Here is a 16,704-nt window from a genome sequence, read left to right on the forward strand (position 1 = left end):
TTTCCTTAAGTCTTCAGCCGGCCGCCAGTTTCCGCAGCGTTTGCGAAATGTTGCCGTCTTGATACAGGCCGCCATGATAGCAGATGACGGTTTCGATGTCGTAGTCCGCAAGCTTTTTGACCGAGGCCTTCGCCCGCTCCATATCAAGCGTCTGGTCCGGATCCGGACCGCATAAACGCCCGTCCGCGACGCGGAGCGCGTCGGCGGCGATCAGCGTTTTGCTTGGAATATGGTACAGGCTGATATGTCCGGGCGTGTGCCCGGAGGTGGCAATCACTTCGATGCCGCCGCATAACGGCAAAATTTGTCCGTCATGGATCACCCGGTGTACGGGGGATTTGGGCGGATTTTTTAACATGGAGAGAAAAGCCTGCTTCCACGCGTCGGACACGCCGGGAGGAATCATCGCTTCTGCTGCGGCAAGCGCTTCGGGCGTGATTTTCAAAATCATCTTCGCCCCTTCGATATAAGGCTTTTCTTCGGCGCTTGCCAACACTTCGATGCCGCGCTTGGATTGTTCGAGCATTGCGGGAAGGTTTCCGATATGGTCGAGATCCTGATGCGTTATTATGACCTGGGTCACGTCCTGAAGGCCAAGCCCGTACGGGCTTAAAGCCTCGGCAAATTTCGCGATTTGGCCGGGATATCCGGCATCGACCAAAACGGCGCGCTCACGGTCATGGATCAAGACGGGATGAATTACTTCGGTTTTTCCCATTACGAACGAGGCGATCTCCAGCATATGAATCCGGCTTTCATGATTTGACGGGTTTATGTTCATAACGCACCTCCAAGGATTGAATAACGTTCCATTGCAGGTACTATCATAGCGCTCTGGAAATCATAAGTCAAAGCTAAATATTTTATCATAACATAAAATATTTTATTTGTCAAGATATAAAATATAGATATTCTGCGCTGCCGAACCTTAAAAAAAGAGCCGGATTTCTCCTTGCGAGAATCCGGCTTTTAAAGTATTGGGTGGAAAGTTGGATAGATAAAAACGAAAAATGAAAAAAACGTTCCAGGGACAAATTATTCCGGTTTAACGAGAATTTTAACCTGGTTTTTTTCCTTGAGCAGCGTTTCGAAGCCTTCGGAAAGGACGTCATGGAGCGAAATGCGTTTGGTTACGAGCTTCTCGGCAGGGAAATATCCTTGCTCCATCAGGCTGATGACCGCCGGAAACACGTCGCGGTAGCCGATGATGCCTTTGATGGTGCGCTCCATCATCACGACGTTATTCGGATGGATCGGCGCTTCTTTTTCGAAAATGCTGACGATCATCAGCTCGCCGCCCATTTTGGTGGACGCCAGCGCCTGCGTCAGAACGGGAGGAACGCCGGTGACTTCGTAAGCGACGTCGACGCCGCCGTGCGTGCGTTCATGGATTTCCTTCACGGCGTCGAATTCCTTCGGATCGATGACGATCGCACCAAGCTCCGCCGCTTTTTGCTTCCGTTCCGGCGACAGCTCGACCGCATAAATTTCGGACGCGCCGGAAGCTTTTAATGCCTCGATCACCAGCAGTCCGATCGGTCCGGTGCCGAATACGGCCGCTTTATCGCCGACTTTCAGCTTGCTGGAACGGACCGCGTGAAGGGCGACGGCCGACGGTTCGACAAGCGCGCCTTGTTCGTAGGACACGGAGTCCGGAATTTTATGCACCATGCGTTCGTCCGCGGCCACGTAACCGGAAAATCCGCCGCCTCCGCCGGCAAGGCCGAGAAAGCCCATTTTGGAGCACAGATTGTATTTGCCCTGCTTGCATGCTTCGCATTCGCCGCAGGCATAAATCGGTTCGACGACGACGCGGTCGCCTACGCCGAATTTCGTGACGCCTTCGCCGATTTCGACGATTTGCCCGGAAAATTCATGTCCCATCACGATCGGCGCTTTTTCGCCGGTCAGCGGATGAGGGGCGGTATTCGGAATGAAAATCGGTCCCGCCGTGTATTCGTGCAAGTCGCTGCCGCAGATGCCGCACCACTCCACTCTGATTTTCACTTTGCCTTTTCCTGCGGCAGGTTCTTCGATGTTGTCGAGACGCAGGTCTCTTTGGCCATGCCATCTTAATGCTTTCATGCTTGACATCTCCATTCGGTAATAAGGTCTGAATATGATCAGATGAGCATCGTTTGCTCATAATACGGAAACGTTTCCGGAAACTAATATGTCACAACTTGTCGGGATTGTCAAATGCGTTTTGGAAGGGAACAGGCGGATAGGATGCTGAATCCAAAAGCTTTTTTTGCATCATATCACGGAAATCGTCCGGCATGATTTATCTGGATAAACCATTGATGGTATAATAGAAATAAGGGTTGAAAATGTGTAAACGGATAGGAAACGATTCCGAACTAAGGAGGGCCAAATCGGTTTGTCGAAAAATTCAAAGGTAACCATCGAAGACGTGGCCCAAAAAGCCGGTGTAGGAATTGCGACGGTATCCAGGGCCATCAACAATTCGGGGGGCATCAGCGAAAAAACGAAAGCGAAAGTGCTGGAGGCGATCGAGGAGCTTGGATTCATTCCGAGCATTGCGGCGCAAAGCCTTAAGGTGCGGAACACGTACCAGATCGCGCTGGCTGTGCCAGATATACGCAACGCGTTTATGCCGGAAATCGCCTGGTCTGTGGAGCAGGCCGCCAAACACCACGGCTATCGGGTGGTCAACATCAACACGTCCGGCATCGGGCAGGTCGAGCTGGAAACGATCCGGGACGTCAAAAAACTGCATGTGGACGGCCTGATCATTTTGCCGCTGGCTTATCCGAAAAACTTCGTGGAGCTCGTGAACAAAACGCCGCTGCCAATATCGATCATCAATTACGGCAAAAAGCTCGATCCCGACATTAAAGCGGACGTCGTCTGCATGTCGCAGCAGGAAGGGCGGCTTGCGATGGAGCATCTGATCGGCATCGGCCGCACGCGGATCGGGTACGCCGGGGCGCCGAGGGATATCATCGAAGAGCGTTACAATGCGTACGTCAATTCGTTGACTCATGTGGATTTGTCGCTTGTTTATTTCGGCGAGGACTTTTCGCTTAGCACGGGGGCGAAGGCGGCCGATTACTTCAAAAGTTTGAAAAACATGCCGGACGCGGTTTACGCCGGAAACGACATGGTGGCGATCGGACTGATCAACCGCTTCAAGGAGCTTGGGGTCAGGGTGCCGGAGGATGTGGCGGTGGTAGGCATCGACAACAACATATGGACGACGCTCACATCGCCGCAAATCAGCTCGGTATCCATCATGGGAGCGGAAGTGTCCCGTTTGGCGACGGAGCTGCTGCTGAAACGAATCCGCGATCAATCCAAAGGCGTATACGAAAGGGTGCAGTTCGAGCCGAGGCTGATCGTGCGCGAGTCTAGCGTGAAAATGAAGCGAAGCACGGTTTACTTGGAGTAATCGGACTCGGAAGGGAATAAGGTGGAAAGATGAATATTGAACAAAAGATTCGTCGGGCCATATCGCTGCGGGCATCGGGCGACGCGGAACAAGCCAGGGATTGTTGGCTGTCGCTGTTGGAAGAGGAGCCGGGCAATGCGGAAATTTGGTACCAAACGGCATGGACCCATGATGCTCTCGGGCTCGAAAGGGAGGCGGTGCCGTATTATGAGGAGGCCATCCGGTTAGGGCTTGGCGAAGAATCGCTGGCCGGCGCGCTGCTTGGTCTCGGAAGCACGTTCAGAACGCTCGGGGAATACGGCCGGGCATCGGAGGTGCTTGAACAGGGGCTAAGAACGTTTCCGGAGAGAAGAGAATTCCGCGTCTTTTATGCGATGGTGTTGTATAATCTAGGCAGACACGCGCAGGCGATGGAGCTGCTGCTTGCCGAAATCGCCGATACGTCAGGGGATGACGGGATTCGCGGCTACGCCAAGGCGATCCGCTTTTATGCGGATAAGCTGGATGAAGTATGGGAGTGAGCGTAACGCTCAGAGTGTTTCAAGGAGAGGGGCGGTCGGATGAAGTTGCAAGGCATCAACCATCTATGCTTTTCGGTTTCGAACCTTGACGCTTCGGTTTCTTTTTATGAACATGTGCTTGGCGCCATACGGCTTGTCCAAGGGAAAAAGCTTGCCTATTTCGACCTGGACGGGCTGTGGATTGCGCTGAACGAAGAAGACGTCGAGCGGGAAACGATGCCCCGGACGTATACTCATATCGCCTTTTCGGTGAAGGAAGAGGAGTTTGAACTTTGGCTCCGCCGTTTAAGCGAGCTTCATGTGCGGGTGCTTCCCGGAAGGGAGCGCGACGAAAGGGACAAACGATCGGTGTACTTCCTGGACCCGGACGGTCACCGCTTCGAGCTGCATACGGGGACGCTTCGTGACCGGCTTGATTATTACCGGGAAGAAAAAGGACACATGACATTTTACGACGAATGGCAGGGGGAACGATCATGACAACGATAGGTTGGGTCAGACATGGCATCACGGATTGGAACGTGGAGAAAAAAGCGCAGGGCCAAACGGATATTCCTTTAAACGACACGGGGCGGGCTCAAGCCCGGGCGCTGGCGGAACGTTTCCGGCACGAAACATGGGACGCGGTGTATACCAGCGATCTGTCGCGGGCCAGGGAGACGGCCGAGACGATCGCAAAAGCGCTGGGCATTCCGCTATATGTGGATGAGCGATTGCGAGAGAAGGGCTGCGGCAAAATCGAAGGCACGACGGAGGACGACAGAATCCGGATGTGGGGCGAGGATTGGAGAGAAATGGAGCTGGGCATCGAGACCGAGGAATCGATGATTTCCCGCGGAACCGAACTCGTGCGGCAAGTTTGCGAACGGCATCCGGGGCAGCGCGTGCTCCTCGTGAGCCACGGAGCCCTGATTTCAACGATGCTTCCGGCTCTCGTTGCGAACATGGAAACGCGCGAGCATCTTCACAATACTTCGGTCACGCTCATCCGCAAGCTTGATGAACTGTGGGTGTGCGATTTGTACAATTGCCGCCGCCATTTGGACGCGGTGAATCTGTAACCGAACCGGACCGCGGGGGAAGTATAATTTGGATCGCCTGCGGAATGAAGCATTGTGCAATGGTGGGCGTACAGGTATACTTTGGATATTGCCGATGTGTCCGCCGGTATCCGGCGCGGGTTGCCGAAGACCGGGAGAAGCGGGCGACAGGGGGCATCGAGACGATAGCAGACGGTGAGCAGGCGGCGGCAGCGGCGGCCTTCCCCGGGCCGGGTACATACGGAAAGGGACGCTCACGTTCACGGCTAGGATGGGATGACAGGATATCTATGATTACGACCGTAACATTGAATGCAGCCATCGATAAGACGTATTATCTTCCGTCGTTTCCGCTGGGCAAGGTTTCACGGGTGCAGCGGTTTCGGGCCGCGCCGGGCGGCAAAGGAATCAACGTGGCAAAAGTCGTGGCCCAGCTTGGCGTGCCGGTGACCGCAACCGGTTTCGTAGGGGGATTTAACGGCGAAATGATCAAGCAGCTTCTGGACCGGATGGGGATCAAACATGATTTTGTATCCGTCGAAGGGGAATCGCGGGTTTGCCTGAACATTTTGGATGAGGAAAACGGCGTGTCCACCGAGCTGTTGGAGCCGGGACCAATCGTGGGCCCGGAAGCATTGGCGCAGATGGAGGATAAAATCCGCGAGCATGCGGCCAAATCCCGTATCGTTTGCTTCAGCGGAAGTCTGCCTGCCGGCGTTCCGAAGGATTTTTACGTGAAGCTGGTGGGCATCGCCAAGGAAGCCGGGGCTTACGTGATTTTGGATGCGAGCGGGGACGCGCTGAGGCTGGGCCTGGAGGCAGGGCCGGATATGATCAAACCGAACGAGGAGGAAGTCGAAGGGCTTCTCGGGATCGAGGTCAAGGATGAGGCGGCGCTGCAAAAAGCGGTGGAAACGCTGCTGCAAACCTACGGCATGGAACGGATCAGCGTGTCGCTCGGCGGCGCGGGCTCCATGGTCGCATCATCGGACGGCTGTTTCCGGGTCGAGACGCCAAAAGTCGATGTCGTGAACACGGTCGGCTGCGGGGATTCCTACGTCGCCGGGATGGCGGTTTCACTGGCCAAAGGGTTGTCCTTTGAGGAAGGACTGGCTCTGGCTTCGGCAGCGGGCACCTCGAACGCCATGACGGACGAAGCGGGTCTCATCGAGCCGGAAACGGTGGAGCGGCTGCGCCAGCAGGTGCAGATTGCCAAAGTTTAGGATCCTGGCCGAGAGTTCATTTCGGATATGAGCCTGGCGCTTGAAGCGTCGGGCTTTTTGCCGTTTCCGCCTTCTTTTTGCGAGCGGACGTGATGCTCCGCATGACCCGTTCCTGAAAACCCTTTATATTTCCGAAAAAGAAGGAATCGGCGGCGCAGGGGAAGAATGTTACCATCAAACGAGGATTAAAAGGAGAACTGCATGATTAAAGCGCTTATTTTTGATTTCGACGGACTGATCGTGGATACGGAATCGCCGGCCTACCAGGCCTTTTGCAAAATATACGGGGAATACGGCAGAGAGCTGCCGCTCGAGCTGTACGCCCGATGCGTCGGCACTTCCTTCGATGCTTTTAACCCGTATACCCATCTCGCCGGATTGTTGGGGCAAGAAGGGGATCCCGAGCGGATCCGCCAGCAGGTCGACGTATGCTACCGCGATCTGCTGAAGGACGTGCAGCCAAGGCCCGGCGTCATATCGTACTTGCAGGAAGCAAGGAAGCTGGGGCTTCGGGTTTGCATCGCTTCGAGTTCTTACTACAACTGGATTGAGCCGTATTTGGACCGATTTAACCTCCACGGATATTTCGACTTTATCAACACGGCGGATTTGGTCAAAAAGGTAAAACCGGACCCTGAGCTCTATCTGCTGTCCCTGCAAAAGCTGGAGGTGCGACCGGAGGAAGCCGTTTCCTTCGAGGATTCCTTGAACGGTTTTAACGCAGCGAAGTCGGCCGGAGTGCGCACGGTGATCGTGCCGAACGAAATGACGGCGACCTTTAAGTTCGAAGGATACGACCTGATCATTCCCGACATGGAAGCGATGCCGTTAAACGAGCTGATCCGGCGGCTTGAGCGACAAAAACGGGTTGAGGAATCGGAATAATCATCCTTTGACATTCGATAAAAAAATTCATTTTTTTACATGTTTCCGATTGACGGATGACGGAGTGCCCCTTTATGATTATGAATAATCAATGGATTGTATGGAATGGAAAATTTTATACGATCGGCACTTCTTTTTTTTACCTAATTGCTTTAATGCTTTCGAACGCGAAAGCGATGTAGAGGAAAATGTTGGAGGGGTCTTTATGTTGAAGAGAAAATGGCTGCCTATCGCCATGTCGGTGATTTTAGGGGCGGCGCTTGCGGGCTGCGGCAGCAGCACGGACGGCAAAAAAACGGAAGCGGGCGGGTCCGAAACCCAAACGGATAAGAAAACGTATAAAATCGCCATTTCCCAAATCGTCGAGCACCCGTCGCTGGATGCGACACGGGAAGGATTCCTCGCTGCGCTTAAGGATGCGGGGTTGTCCGAAGGCGACAATCTAAAGGTTGATTACAAAAATGCGCAAGGGGACCAGGCGACGAATCTATCGATCGCCCAAACCATTGCTTCGAACAAGGAGGATCTCGTATTCACGATCGCTACAGGTTCGACTCAAGCTGTGGTAAAGCAAGTAAAAGACAAGCCTATTGTGTTCGCTTCCGTTACGGATCCGGTTGATGCAAAAATCGTATCGAACCTTGAGAAACCGGGGGGCAACGTAACAGGCGTATCGGATACGAACCCGGCTGCGGTTCAGCGGCTGACGGATTTTATCGCAAAATACTTCCCGAACGTCAAAACGGTGGGGCTTGTCATCAACGAAGGGGAACCAAACGCGGAAGTTATGGCCAAAAACGCGGAGGAATTGTTCGGCAAGCATAACATCAAGCTGGTGAGAGCGGCCGTGACGAATACGTCCGAAGTGAAGCAGGCAGCGCAGTCTTTGGTCGGCCGTTCCGACGCGTTTTTCACGACGCTGGATAATACCGTGGTCAGCGGCGTCGATTCGATCATTCAGGTAGCGAACCAAAATCATATCCCGTTTTTCTCCAGCGACTATGACACCGTGGAAAAAGGCGCGTTTGCGACGGTCGGATTCAAATATTTCGATCATGGCTATGAGGCCGGCAAAATCGCCGTGGATATTTTGAAAAACGGCAAAAACCCCGCAGACATCCCGATCAAGATGCAGGAAAAGCTTGACGTCGTACTGAACCTGAAGGCTGCCGAAGCGCAGGGCGTTACGGTGACGGACGAAATGAAAAACGAAGTTCAGGACAAGGATAACTATATCCTCAACAAGTAAAGGCATGGATTGGTGAAAGGGAGTGGCGATATCCTTCGTCCACTCCCTTCAATGCATAAGGGAAGATGTCACGCTTTTAGAAAAAGGCGACGAAGACGAATGCTGAAATCGTACTGAAGGAGGAAAGTCATCATGGTAGGTTCTTTATTGGGTGCAATCGAGCTTGGTCTTCTATACTCCCTGATGGCGCTTGGAGTCTATATAACGTTCCGGATTCTCGATTTTCCGGATTTGACCGTTGACGGCAGCTTTACGACGGGCGGCGGCATCGCGGCCGTCATGATCTCCCATGGTTATAATGCCTGGCTGACCTGCGTCGTGGCCTTTATGGGTGGCCTTGTTGCAGGAGCAATCACGGGGCTTTTGCATACGAAAGGAAAAATCAATGGTCTTTTGTCAGGGATATTGATGATGATTGCTCTTTATTCCATAAATATGCGGATCATGGGCAAGCCGAATATCGCGATTATCGATGCAGGAACGGTGCTCACGACAGCCAATCCGTGGATACTGCTTCCGGTGATCGTCATTATCGTTTTGCTGCTGATGAACTGGTTTCTGCATACGGATCTTGGTCTTGCGTTACGTGCGACAGGAGACAACGACCGGATGATCCGCAGCTTTGGCGCAAACACGGACACGACCAAAATTATCGGGGTAAGCCTTTCCAACGGTTTGGTTGCTTTGTCCGGCGCCTTGATCGCACAACAATCCGGTTTTGCGGACATTTCAATGGGGATCGGAATGATCGTCATCGGGTTAGCTTCGGTCATTATCGGTGAAGCCATATTCGGGGCAAGAAACGTCATCCATGCAACGATCGCCGTCGTTCTTGGCGCAATCGTTTACCGGATCGTGGTAGCGATCGCGCTGCGGGTGGAATGGCTGGACACGTCGGATATAAAATTGATCACTGCGGTGATCGTTATCATAGCGCTCGTCTTCCCGACGGCAAGCCGGGCGATCAAACAGAAAAAGCTGGCGAAGAGACGTACGCTGGAGCTGACGGGCTCCGCACGGCAAGGTGCTTCGGGAGGTGATCTCCATGCTTGAAATCGCGCAAGTATCAAAGCTCTTTAATCCGGGGACGCCGGACGAAAAAATCGCATTGCAACACATCAATTTAAAACTCAATCCCGGCGATTTTGTCACGATCATCGGGAGCAACGGGGCAGGAAAATCGACCTTGATGAACATTATATCCGGCGTCATGAAACCGGATGCAGGGAACGTCATCGTTGAAGGCCAGGCGATTGGCTCTCTTCCCGAATACCGGCGCAGCAAATGGATCGGCCGCGTATTCCAGGATCCGATGGCGGGGACGGCCCCGCATATGACCATCGAGGAAAACTTGATCATGGCTTATCGCAGAGGGGCGCGCCGCGGGCTTTCGATCAGCATTAACGCCAGCCGCCGCAGCATGTTCCGCGAGTCGCTCGAGCGGCTCGGCATCGGTCTCGAAAACCGCCTTCGCGCCAAAGTCGGATTGTTGTCCGGGGGCGAACGCCAGGCGCTTAGTCTCCTGATGGCCACGTTCACGAAACCGCAAATCCTGCTTCTTGACGAGCATACCGCCGCGCTTGACCCGGCCCGGGCGGAGCTTATTACGAAGCTGACGGAGAACATCGTCCGGGAAATGCAGCTGACGACGCTGATGGTAACCCACAACATGGAGCAGGCGATCCGGCTTGGGAACCGGCTCATCATGATGGATAAAGGGCGGATCATACTCGATATCGACGAACAGCGGAAAAAACGCCTGACCGTTGAGGAGCTGCTGGGCGAATTTGAGCGAATCAGCGGCCACAAGCTTTCCGATGACCGGGTTGTGTTAGGCTGATACCGGACGGATCAGTAAAACCGATGACTGAAATAGGTCAGTGAAAGCATCCATAAAGAGACTTTGATATCCGTGAAAGAAGGACAAGAGCTGTCGCAGGCGACAGCCGCTTGTTCTTCTTTTTGCATCATCCATCTTTCATGACGGCCGAAAAGCCTTAAGCAAGCCAAAATGAACGAATCAAGGCTAGTTAATTTTTAATGACCGGAATGCAGAGTTCGCAAAAACCTTCGGCAACCATTTTTCCGGTGTATCTTTCCACAACCGGCTTGTGATCCATCCGATATCCGCTTTGCTGCAATGCGGGAAAAACGTCCGCCCATGCTTTTTGCACGTCTTCCGGGGTATGTTTGACCGTACAAACCGCGTATTCTCCGCCGGAAAATTCGCCCTCGTCAATGGAATCATCCGTCAGTTCGTCCGTCGAAATAACGATGCATGCATCATATCTGCAGTTTTCGGGAAGCGTCGTATCGGGGTTGTCCTGAGGGATTCCGAACAGGATGGCCGATTCGGTCAGCAGATGTTTTTCCGCGGCCCATTTTTTCAGCTTTTCCATCGTTTTCGCGTTGGCGGGACCGTATGGACCCATCTGCCTTACATAGGCAATGCGGTAATTCGGGATGGTTTCGATGTTCATCTTCATGTTCTAATTCTCCTTTTCCAATAATTGCGAATCCACCTCGGATGCTATCATGATATAAAAATATATTCATCTCCTTTTTTTAGAAACTTAAAGAATAACCGGGAGCGATAGGATGTAGGCGTTAAGTTAACGGGCAGGTTAGATACAACGGTTATCGGGGAGAATGGGAAGTCTGGCTGACGAACCAATACATCGTGGATTTTTATCGGATCTGCAGAATAGATTCCCATTCGATGGCTACGCTTGTCGATGAAAAAATATAGAAAATGCTGCAGCAAACCATGGAGAGCATTTTTCTGAAAGGGGATACCCGCCATGTGGCCGACAGGCATCATATAGAAATCACGGCGGCCATGACATCGGCGATCTATGGCGCTGTGCATTATTGGTTAAAAGTCGAGGAGGAGGATCGAACCGATGTGCTTGTAGATAAAAATCGAGACTGGTCAGATAGGAACGATTTTTTTGCATGGTTGCCCGACACATTCATGATACCAAACGGATGGCTGAGCATCACGGTTTTCCGGGCGTCGCCAGCTCCGCTCCGGTGGTGAGCACCGGAGCGCTGGCGGCCGCTACCAGCCGCATTCGTGTCCGTTCGGGCGGGGTGATGTTGCCTATGCTATCTTTTGCATTTTCCCTATACGAGGAATACCGTGTCCCCCAACGATGATCGTAGGCGAAAGAGGGAGCTTCCGTAAATTAGAATAATAGTTCCTCATTTTTCCGGATTATATCCTAAACCGTGTAGAAGCAATATTGCCTGTTTCACCATCCGGGAAAAACATATCTCCATTAAACAGAATGCTGCTATCTACATCGTACTACTTCCAGATGCGTTTCAACTTCATTGATATTGTTGACTGATGTTACACAATATAGTCCAGCCAGACGAATTAGCTTAATTCTAAGGAAGTGTCCCAAGCAGCCATTTAAGGCTTTTGGGTACACCCTCCTTTTTTATGCAAAATAATGCCCTTCTTCGAGATCGGCGATTAGCCCGGGCTGCACCGGTTTCCAGCCCAGAAGCTCCCGTGTTGCCTGACTCGCCTGCGCAGTGTTGAACACGCCTGTGATGTCGAATGCCGCAATGGGGCCAAGAAAGCCGAAATGGGCGGCAGCTTCTTCAGGTGTAATGCTGACCGTCGGTACGTTCAATTGCTTCCCGATGACCTCGGCGATCTCGCGGAACGGAATGCCTACATCGCCGACTGCAACCATCTGTGAGCCCGCCGGGGCGAATTCCAGCGCCAGTCGGTAGAGAACCGCTGCATCCAGGCGGTGAACCGCCGGCCAGCGGTTCGTTCCATCGCCGATGTAGGCGGAGAAGCCCTTCTCCCGGGCGATGTTGATCAGCTTTGGCACGAATGCCCTATCTCCTTCGCCGTGCACGGTCGGTGCAAGCGTGACGATGGATGCCCGGATACCCCGCTCTGCCATTGCCAGCACTGCATGGTCCACGGTATGTCCATTTTCATGAGGGTGACCTGTGGTAATGAACGGCTTCTCGGAGCCTTCGAGCGCCGCTCCAATGGCTTGGACAGCCCGCAAATCCAGAGCCAGCGCTCCTTCAAAGTTGGAAAAATCGTTGGTGGGTGAACTGAACGCCAGATGAATCACGCCGTCCGCAGCCGCGGCGGCGCTGCTTAGAGTATCGAGATCGTCCAGCGTGCCGTACAGCGCTCCAGCTCCCGCCGCCTTTAATTCCGCAGCTTTTTCTTCAGAACGGCAAAGACCCGTCACGGTATGTCCTGCGCCGATCAGTTCCCGGACGACCGCAGAACCAACATACCCTGTTGCTCCTGTAACAAAAACATGCATATTGATATCCTCCTTCATGAGTTGACTGTTTGATCATGTTAAGCATAAACTATGAAGTGAACTCTAGGGCAAGGGGCCCGAAGGAGAAATGATGATGAGAATCCTGGAACTGGCGGACAAGATGGGATTAACGATCCATACGATCCGCTATTATGAAAAGGAAGGATTGCTGGATGATCGGCATGTCCGGCGAGAAAGCAACAATTACCGAAACTATTCTGAAGAGGCTGTCGAGCGGTTGAAGCTCATCAAGAATTTCCAGTCCATCGGCTGTTCGCTGGCCGAACTGAAGGAAGCTTTGCAGGAATGCGACACCAATATGAGCACCAATTTGCAGATTATAGATTGGATTCGCGGCAAGAAAAAGGAGGTCGAAAGCAAGAAGGAAGAATACGACCAAATGCTGGACACCCTTAACAAGATGCTGGAGTACAAGACTCTGCTCATGGACGATCCGCAAAAAGCTCAAGAGATGCAAAGGACTTGGTATGCCAGCTCATCCGATTGATCTGGTGAGAAATGGAGGTTTCGCCGCCATGATCTCATGTGGAGATCCATAAGCGCAACCATACGTTACCGCCTAAATTTCTTATGTGTTTGGCAAATCAAAACCAACCCGGGGTTTTCGAAGATTCCTGCTTTGCGGCTTGCAAAAAGTAAGCCTGGTAGTCGGATGGCTTTGCCTTGCCCACAATTGGCTCAAAAAGCGGGAATGATGGAAAGACGCAAAAGGGACGAAGCAGCATGAACCTCTGCTTCGTCCCTTTTGCACCTATCGGTGTTATTTTTCTTCACCAATACGCCCTGCTTGTGCTAACAAATCTATTATAGGCTGTCATTCATCCGATGAGCCGAAGCTTAGTATTAGCGTGAGTTTTTATTTTCTCTTAGCACCAAAATTAGGGATGATATCAGGAGTATGAGTATATTACCCGATAACAACCAAACGACATTTTTAAAAGCAACTAAAGTATGGACTTGGTCTAGGCCACTAGTTAAATTTTTAGTATATAGCAAGGTGATTAATGCTGTGCCTAAAGATGCTCCAATTCGTTGCAGCATGTTAAGGATAGGCGCAGAATCAGGTATTTGATCGGGAGCAACTGTGGTTAAACCGGCAGTCATAGCTGGAACAGTGGCCAGTGCTGTACCTAGTCCCCAGATGAAAAAAATGAGGCCCACCCAAGTAGTGTCTGTATTAACTCCAATAAAACTTAGCAAAAGCATGGATATCGTCATGATGATACAACCTGTAAGTATAAGTCTTCCAGCTCCATACCGGTCTGTTAATCGACCCGCAATCGGAAAACCAACTGCTGTTCCAATAACTTGGGGCAAGATTAGCAGACTTGCAGCCAGCAGGCTCAAATGGCGGACATCGGTTAAGTAATGGGGAAGAAGCAATTGTGCTCCGAAGTTTATTGCACCACCCAAGAACATAACGACAGCAGCTACTGTGAATACCCCGTTACCAAAAAGTCTTAGCTGTAGTATGGGTTTGTCAAGTCTTAATGACCTTATAACAAAGCAAATGATAAGAACGGTTCCGATAATAATAGAAGTGTTATTCGAACCTGCGTTTGCGGTGTTTCCAATGGAGGTTACACCATAAATGAGCAGGGGTACGCCGCTTAATACGAGTAAAAAACCGATCCAATCAAATTTACCAGCTTCAGTAACTTCAATTTTTGGAAGCCACTTCAAACCGGCAAAAAACGCTGCCATACTAAGAGGGATGTTAATCCAGAACAGCCAAGGCCAGCTTAAGCTGCTGAGGATAGCACTGCTTAACGTTGTGCCTAACGTTGGAGCAACCACAACGGCTATGCCAACGATGCTCATCACTCTACCAAGACGCTTCTGACCTGCTGCTATGCTTATGATGGTTTGCCCGGCAGGTACAAGCAGCCCCCCTGATAAGCCTTGCAGAACTCTACAGATGATAAGCATATAAATCCCTTTTGATTCTGCACACAATACTGAAAACCCCAGGAACAAGACCAGGCTAATTAGCCAAAGCTTAGTTGGTCCAAGTTTTCGGGATAACCAGGCACTAAGGGGAACCCCTGCAGCCAGAGATAAAAAGTATCCTGTAGATGTCCACTGCGCAATGGAGCTTGAAGTATGCAGACTGACTGCAATTGAGGGTAGAGCTGTGTTAAGCATCGTAGAAGACAACATAGATGTAAATGCACCAATAACTATAATGATAGCTTGCCCCCATAATACAAAGGGTATAGGGGCAAGTTTAGCAGCAGATCGTTTACCAGAGCTTATCATTATAAGTTTCCGCCCAAATGATCTTTATGCGTGGGAACTACTGGGATAAGAAGCTGAGATTTCATGTCTGGTGCATTGTATACAGTAACCGTGTTGTTAAAAATTTGTGCCGGACGGTCTACAGGATCATTATGCGCTGGACCATTTCCTTTGATCGTTAAGCACAGTCTATAACCAGCTGGAAGATGGAGACTTGTTGGGCGTAATTCAACATCAACCTTGTAAATTTGACCGGGTACCAGAGGCTCCGAGCTTGTGTGCGTATGATAAGGCTGCCAAGGAGTACTGCGTTCCGGATCAAGGGCACGATGTGAGGCGCGTAACCAGCCCACTGTCATGGGAGTTAGTCCTGCTCTGTGATCACGAAGTTCCACAAGTTCTCCATCAGGACCGACTGCATTTAGTACAAGGAAAAGATCTGCATCGGCTGTAGTAGAGGACATCCACAATGCAGCTGAAACAGGACCAACAATGGTCGTATCCTCTGTCATGGCTTGACTATAAACAGTAACCCCATCGCTATCCGCCTTGTAACTTACCTGAGATGCAGCTGCAGGCTCATTTATTTCAAGAGAATGGGTGCTAAAGTCAAAATAGTAAGGCCTCCACTCGGTACCGGGGATTGGCCAAGCCGAAGCTTCAACTGTAGCTGAGCTGCCATCCGCTTTTCTTAGGGCTAGTTGAACAGGCGGTTGATCATCCCAGTTATTTTGAGTTTCTTTTAAATGATAATCAAAGAAACGCCGCTGCAATTCAACTGAAGCCTCATCGTCAAATTGCCCTCCAGCATGAATTTCCAACCACTTATCTTTACTGCTAATCTTCTCAAATCCACGGATTGTACCGCGAAGATGCAGATCATGATCGGACCAGTCAGCGCTGGCCAGAACCGGAACGGTGATTTGATCCAATTGAGGGGTACGTACCTTGTAATAATGTTCATCCTCGAATGGATGAGTACGAATGTCATTTACGATATCCGCGCGATTTCTAGCTAATGTATCAGAGTCAAGTGCTGTATTTCCAGCAATAGGTCTTCTGCTGTGAGGATTAAATCCAGCTTCAGGACCTATGCCGTGTTGTACCGGAAGCGCAAGCTGAGGGTACCAAAAATTCTCCCAAAACTGATACATGATTCCCCCATGGCGAGTTGCATCCCTATACCAGTCGCTCCAGCCGTGCCATACACAAATTGCCGCCAAGTGGGAAGGCTTTTTTGCGGCTACGAGCCATTGTGACATGGCATAGTACGATTTTCCACATAAACCAACACGTCCGTTTGACCAGTTTTGAACTCCGCTCCATTCAATACATGCCGCATAATCTTCAATTTCTCTGGGGCATAATGGGTCTAATCTGCCTGGAGAGCTGCCAGAACCTCGGGAATCGACACGCACAACGACGTATCCATGTGGAACCCAATCTGTTGGATTAACAACCTCCCATACGCGATAATCGTCTTCATCAATTTCCATGCTTGTATTAGGTACAACGGCATCCGCAAGATCAGCACCAAAAACATCGCCAACCGACTTGTTAGGCGTAGTGTTTACCAGTTGAAATAGCCGGTGTCTAAACCTTTGAATGGGGAGTCCTTTACCATATACACCGTGGCTTAAAATGACAGGGTATTTGCCAGGCGTGGCCGGGCGAAATACATCGGCATATACGATTGCGCCATCGTCCATTTCTATAGGTACATCCCAATCAATTTGCATGGATTCAACAGATTCTAATTCCATTAGGTTAGCTCCTCTCGGATATAAGTTCTCCAAATAATCTATCAC

At 51.3% G+C, this 16,704-nt stretch carries 16 protein-coding genes and 2 pseudogenes; 12 read left to right on the top strand and 6 right to left on the bottom strand.

All coding sequences use genetic code 11. The annotated features are described in order from the left end of the window. Positions 1-13: 13 nt before the first annotated feature. Together RJP21_RS14360 and RJP21_RS14365 are read right to left on the bottom strand one after the other, a co-directional pair. Complete coding sequence (locus tag RJP21_RS14360; protein ID WP_310859848.1) at positions 14-781, bottom strand: MBL fold metallo-hydrolase; 768 nt, start codon at positions 779-781, stop codon at positions 14-16. 254 nt (positions 782-1,035) lie between these two features. Beyond that, positions 1,036-2,085 (bottom strand): 2,3-butanediol dehydrogenase, encoded by a 1,050-nt coding sequence (locus RJP21_RS14365; protein WP_310859849.1) that lies wholly within the window; start codon positions 2,083-2,085, stop codon positions 1,036-1,038. Between the two features lie 295 nt (positions 2,086-2,380). Here RJP21_RS14365 and RJP21_RS14370 point away from each other — a divergent pair, with 295 nt between their 5' ends. The 9 genes from RJP21_RS14370 (at position 2,381) to RJP21_RS14410 (ending at position 10,170) form a co-directional block, all read left to right on the top strand. Next, complete coding sequence (locus RJP21_RS14370) at positions 2,381-3,412, top strand: LacI family DNA-binding transcriptional regulator (RefSeq protein WP_160037602.1); 1,032 nt, start codon at positions 2,381-2,383, stop codon at positions 3,410-3,412. 29 nt (positions 3,413-3,441) lie between these two features. Further along, positions 3,442-3,933 carry a tetratricopeptide repeat protein gene (locus tag RJP21_RS14375; RefSeq protein ID WP_310859850.1) on the top strand — a complete coding sequence of 164 codons (492 nt, stop codon included), beginning with the start codon at positions 3,442-3,444 and terminating at the stop codon, positions 3,931-3,933. Between the two features lie 39 nt (positions 3,934-3,972). After that, positions 3,973-4,413, top strand: coding sequence for a metallothiol transferase FosB (gene fosB, locus RJP21_RS14380; RefSeq protein ID WP_310859851.1), 441 nt, complete (start codon positions 3,973-3,975; stop codon positions 4,411-4,413). After that, positions 4,410-4,994, top strand: a complete 585-nt coding sequence (locus RJP21_RS14385; protein ID WP_160037605.1) for a histidine phosphatase family protein — start codon at positions 4,410-4,412, stop codon at positions 4,992-4,994. Before fosB ends, RJP21_RS14385 begins: the two co-directional genes overlap by 4 nt. Positions 4,995-5,263: 269 nt before the next feature. Next, positions 5,264-6,196, top strand: a complete 933-nt coding sequence (gene pfkB / locus RJP21_RS14390; RefSeq protein WP_310859852.1) for a 1-phosphofructokinase — start codon at positions 5,264-5,266, stop codon at positions 6,194-6,196. A 201-nt stretch (positions 6,197-6,397) separates the two neighbouring features. Further along, positions 6,398-7,081 (top strand): HAD family hydrolase, encoded by a 684-nt coding sequence (locus RJP21_RS14395; RefSeq protein ID WP_310859853.1) that lies wholly within the window; start codon positions 6,398-6,400, stop codon positions 7,079-7,081. 205 nt (positions 7,082-7,286) lie between these two features. Beyond that, entirely contained in the window at positions 7,287-8,330 is a 1,044-nt protein-coding gene (locus RJP21_RS14400; RefSeq protein ID WP_310859854.1) for an ABC transporter substrate-binding protein, read from the top strand. 132 nt (positions 8,331-8,462) lie between these two features. After that, entirely contained in the window at positions 8,463-9,383 is a 921-nt protein-coding gene (locus RJP21_RS14405; RefSeq protein ID WP_310859855.1) for an ABC transporter permease, read from the top strand. After that, complete coding sequence (locus RJP21_RS14410; protein WP_310859856.1) at positions 9,376-10,170, top strand: ABC transporter ATP-binding protein; 795 nt, start codon at positions 9,376-9,378, stop codon at positions 10,168-10,170. The genes RJP21_RS14405 and RJP21_RS14410 overlap by 8 nt, the downstream gene beginning before the upstream one ends. A 190-nt stretch (positions 10,171-10,360) precedes the next feature. On the opposite strand, the gene RJP21_RS14415 is transcribed toward RJP21_RS14410, so the two are convergent. Continuing rightward, positions 10,361-10,816: an AraC family transcriptional regulator gene (locus RJP21_RS14415; RefSeq protein ID WP_310859857.1), complete on the bottom strand. Its 456-nt coding sequence runs from the start codon at positions 10,814-10,816 to the stop codon at positions 10,361-10,363. A 502-nt stretch (positions 10,817-11,318) separates the two neighbouring features. On the opposite strand from RJP21_RS14415, the pseudogene RJP21_RS14420 reads away from it, so the two are divergent. Next, positions 11,319-11,435: pseudogene (locus RJP21_RS14420) on the top strand (LLM class flavin-dependent oxidoreductase); the annotation flags it as partial. Positions 11,436-11,776: 341 nt separating this feature from the next. Here the strand turns inward: RJP21_RS14420 and RJP21_RS14425 are convergent. Continuing rightward, complete coding sequence (locus RJP21_RS14425; RefSeq protein WP_310859858.1) at positions 11,777-12,637, bottom strand: SDR family oxidoreductase; 861 nt, start codon at positions 12,635-12,637, stop codon at positions 11,777-11,779. 88 nt (positions 12,638-12,725) lie between these two features. On the opposite strand from RJP21_RS14425, the gene RJP21_RS14430 reads away from it, so the two are divergent. After that, positions 12,726-13,145, top strand: coding sequence for a MerR family transcriptional regulator (locus RJP21_RS14430; RefSeq protein ID WP_310859859.1), 420 nt, complete (start codon positions 12,726-12,728; stop codon positions 13,143-13,145). A gap of 85 nt (positions 13,146-13,230) precedes the next feature. Beyond that, positions 13,231-13,353 (top strand): annotated as a pseudogene (locus RJP21_RS31455) (transposase); the annotation flags it as partial. A gap of 148 nt (positions 13,354-13,501) precedes the next feature. Here RJP21_RS31455 and RJP21_RS14440 read toward each other — a convergent pair. Further along, positions 13,502-14,917, bottom strand: a complete 1,416-nt coding sequence (locus RJP21_RS14440) for a DHA2 family efflux MFS transporter permease subunit (protein WP_310859861.1) — start codon at positions 14,915-14,917, stop codon at positions 13,502-13,504. Next, positions 14,917-16,659 carry a CocE/NonD family hydrolase gene (locus RJP21_RS14445; RefSeq protein ID WP_310859862.1) on the bottom strand — a complete coding sequence of 581 codons (1,743 nt, stop codon included), beginning with the start codon at positions 16,657-16,659 and terminating at the stop codon, positions 14,917-14,919. Before RJP21_RS14445 ends, RJP21_RS14440 begins: the two co-directional genes overlap by 1 nt. Positions 16,660-16,704: the final 45 nt, after the last annotated feature.

It is taken from the genome of Paenibacillus sp. VCA1, from assembly GCF_031583795.1.
In the GTDB taxonomy this organism is placed as follows: domain Bacteria; phylum Bacillota; class Bacilli; order Paenibacillales; family Paenibacillaceae; genus Paenibacillus_AQ; species Paenibacillus_AQ albilobatus.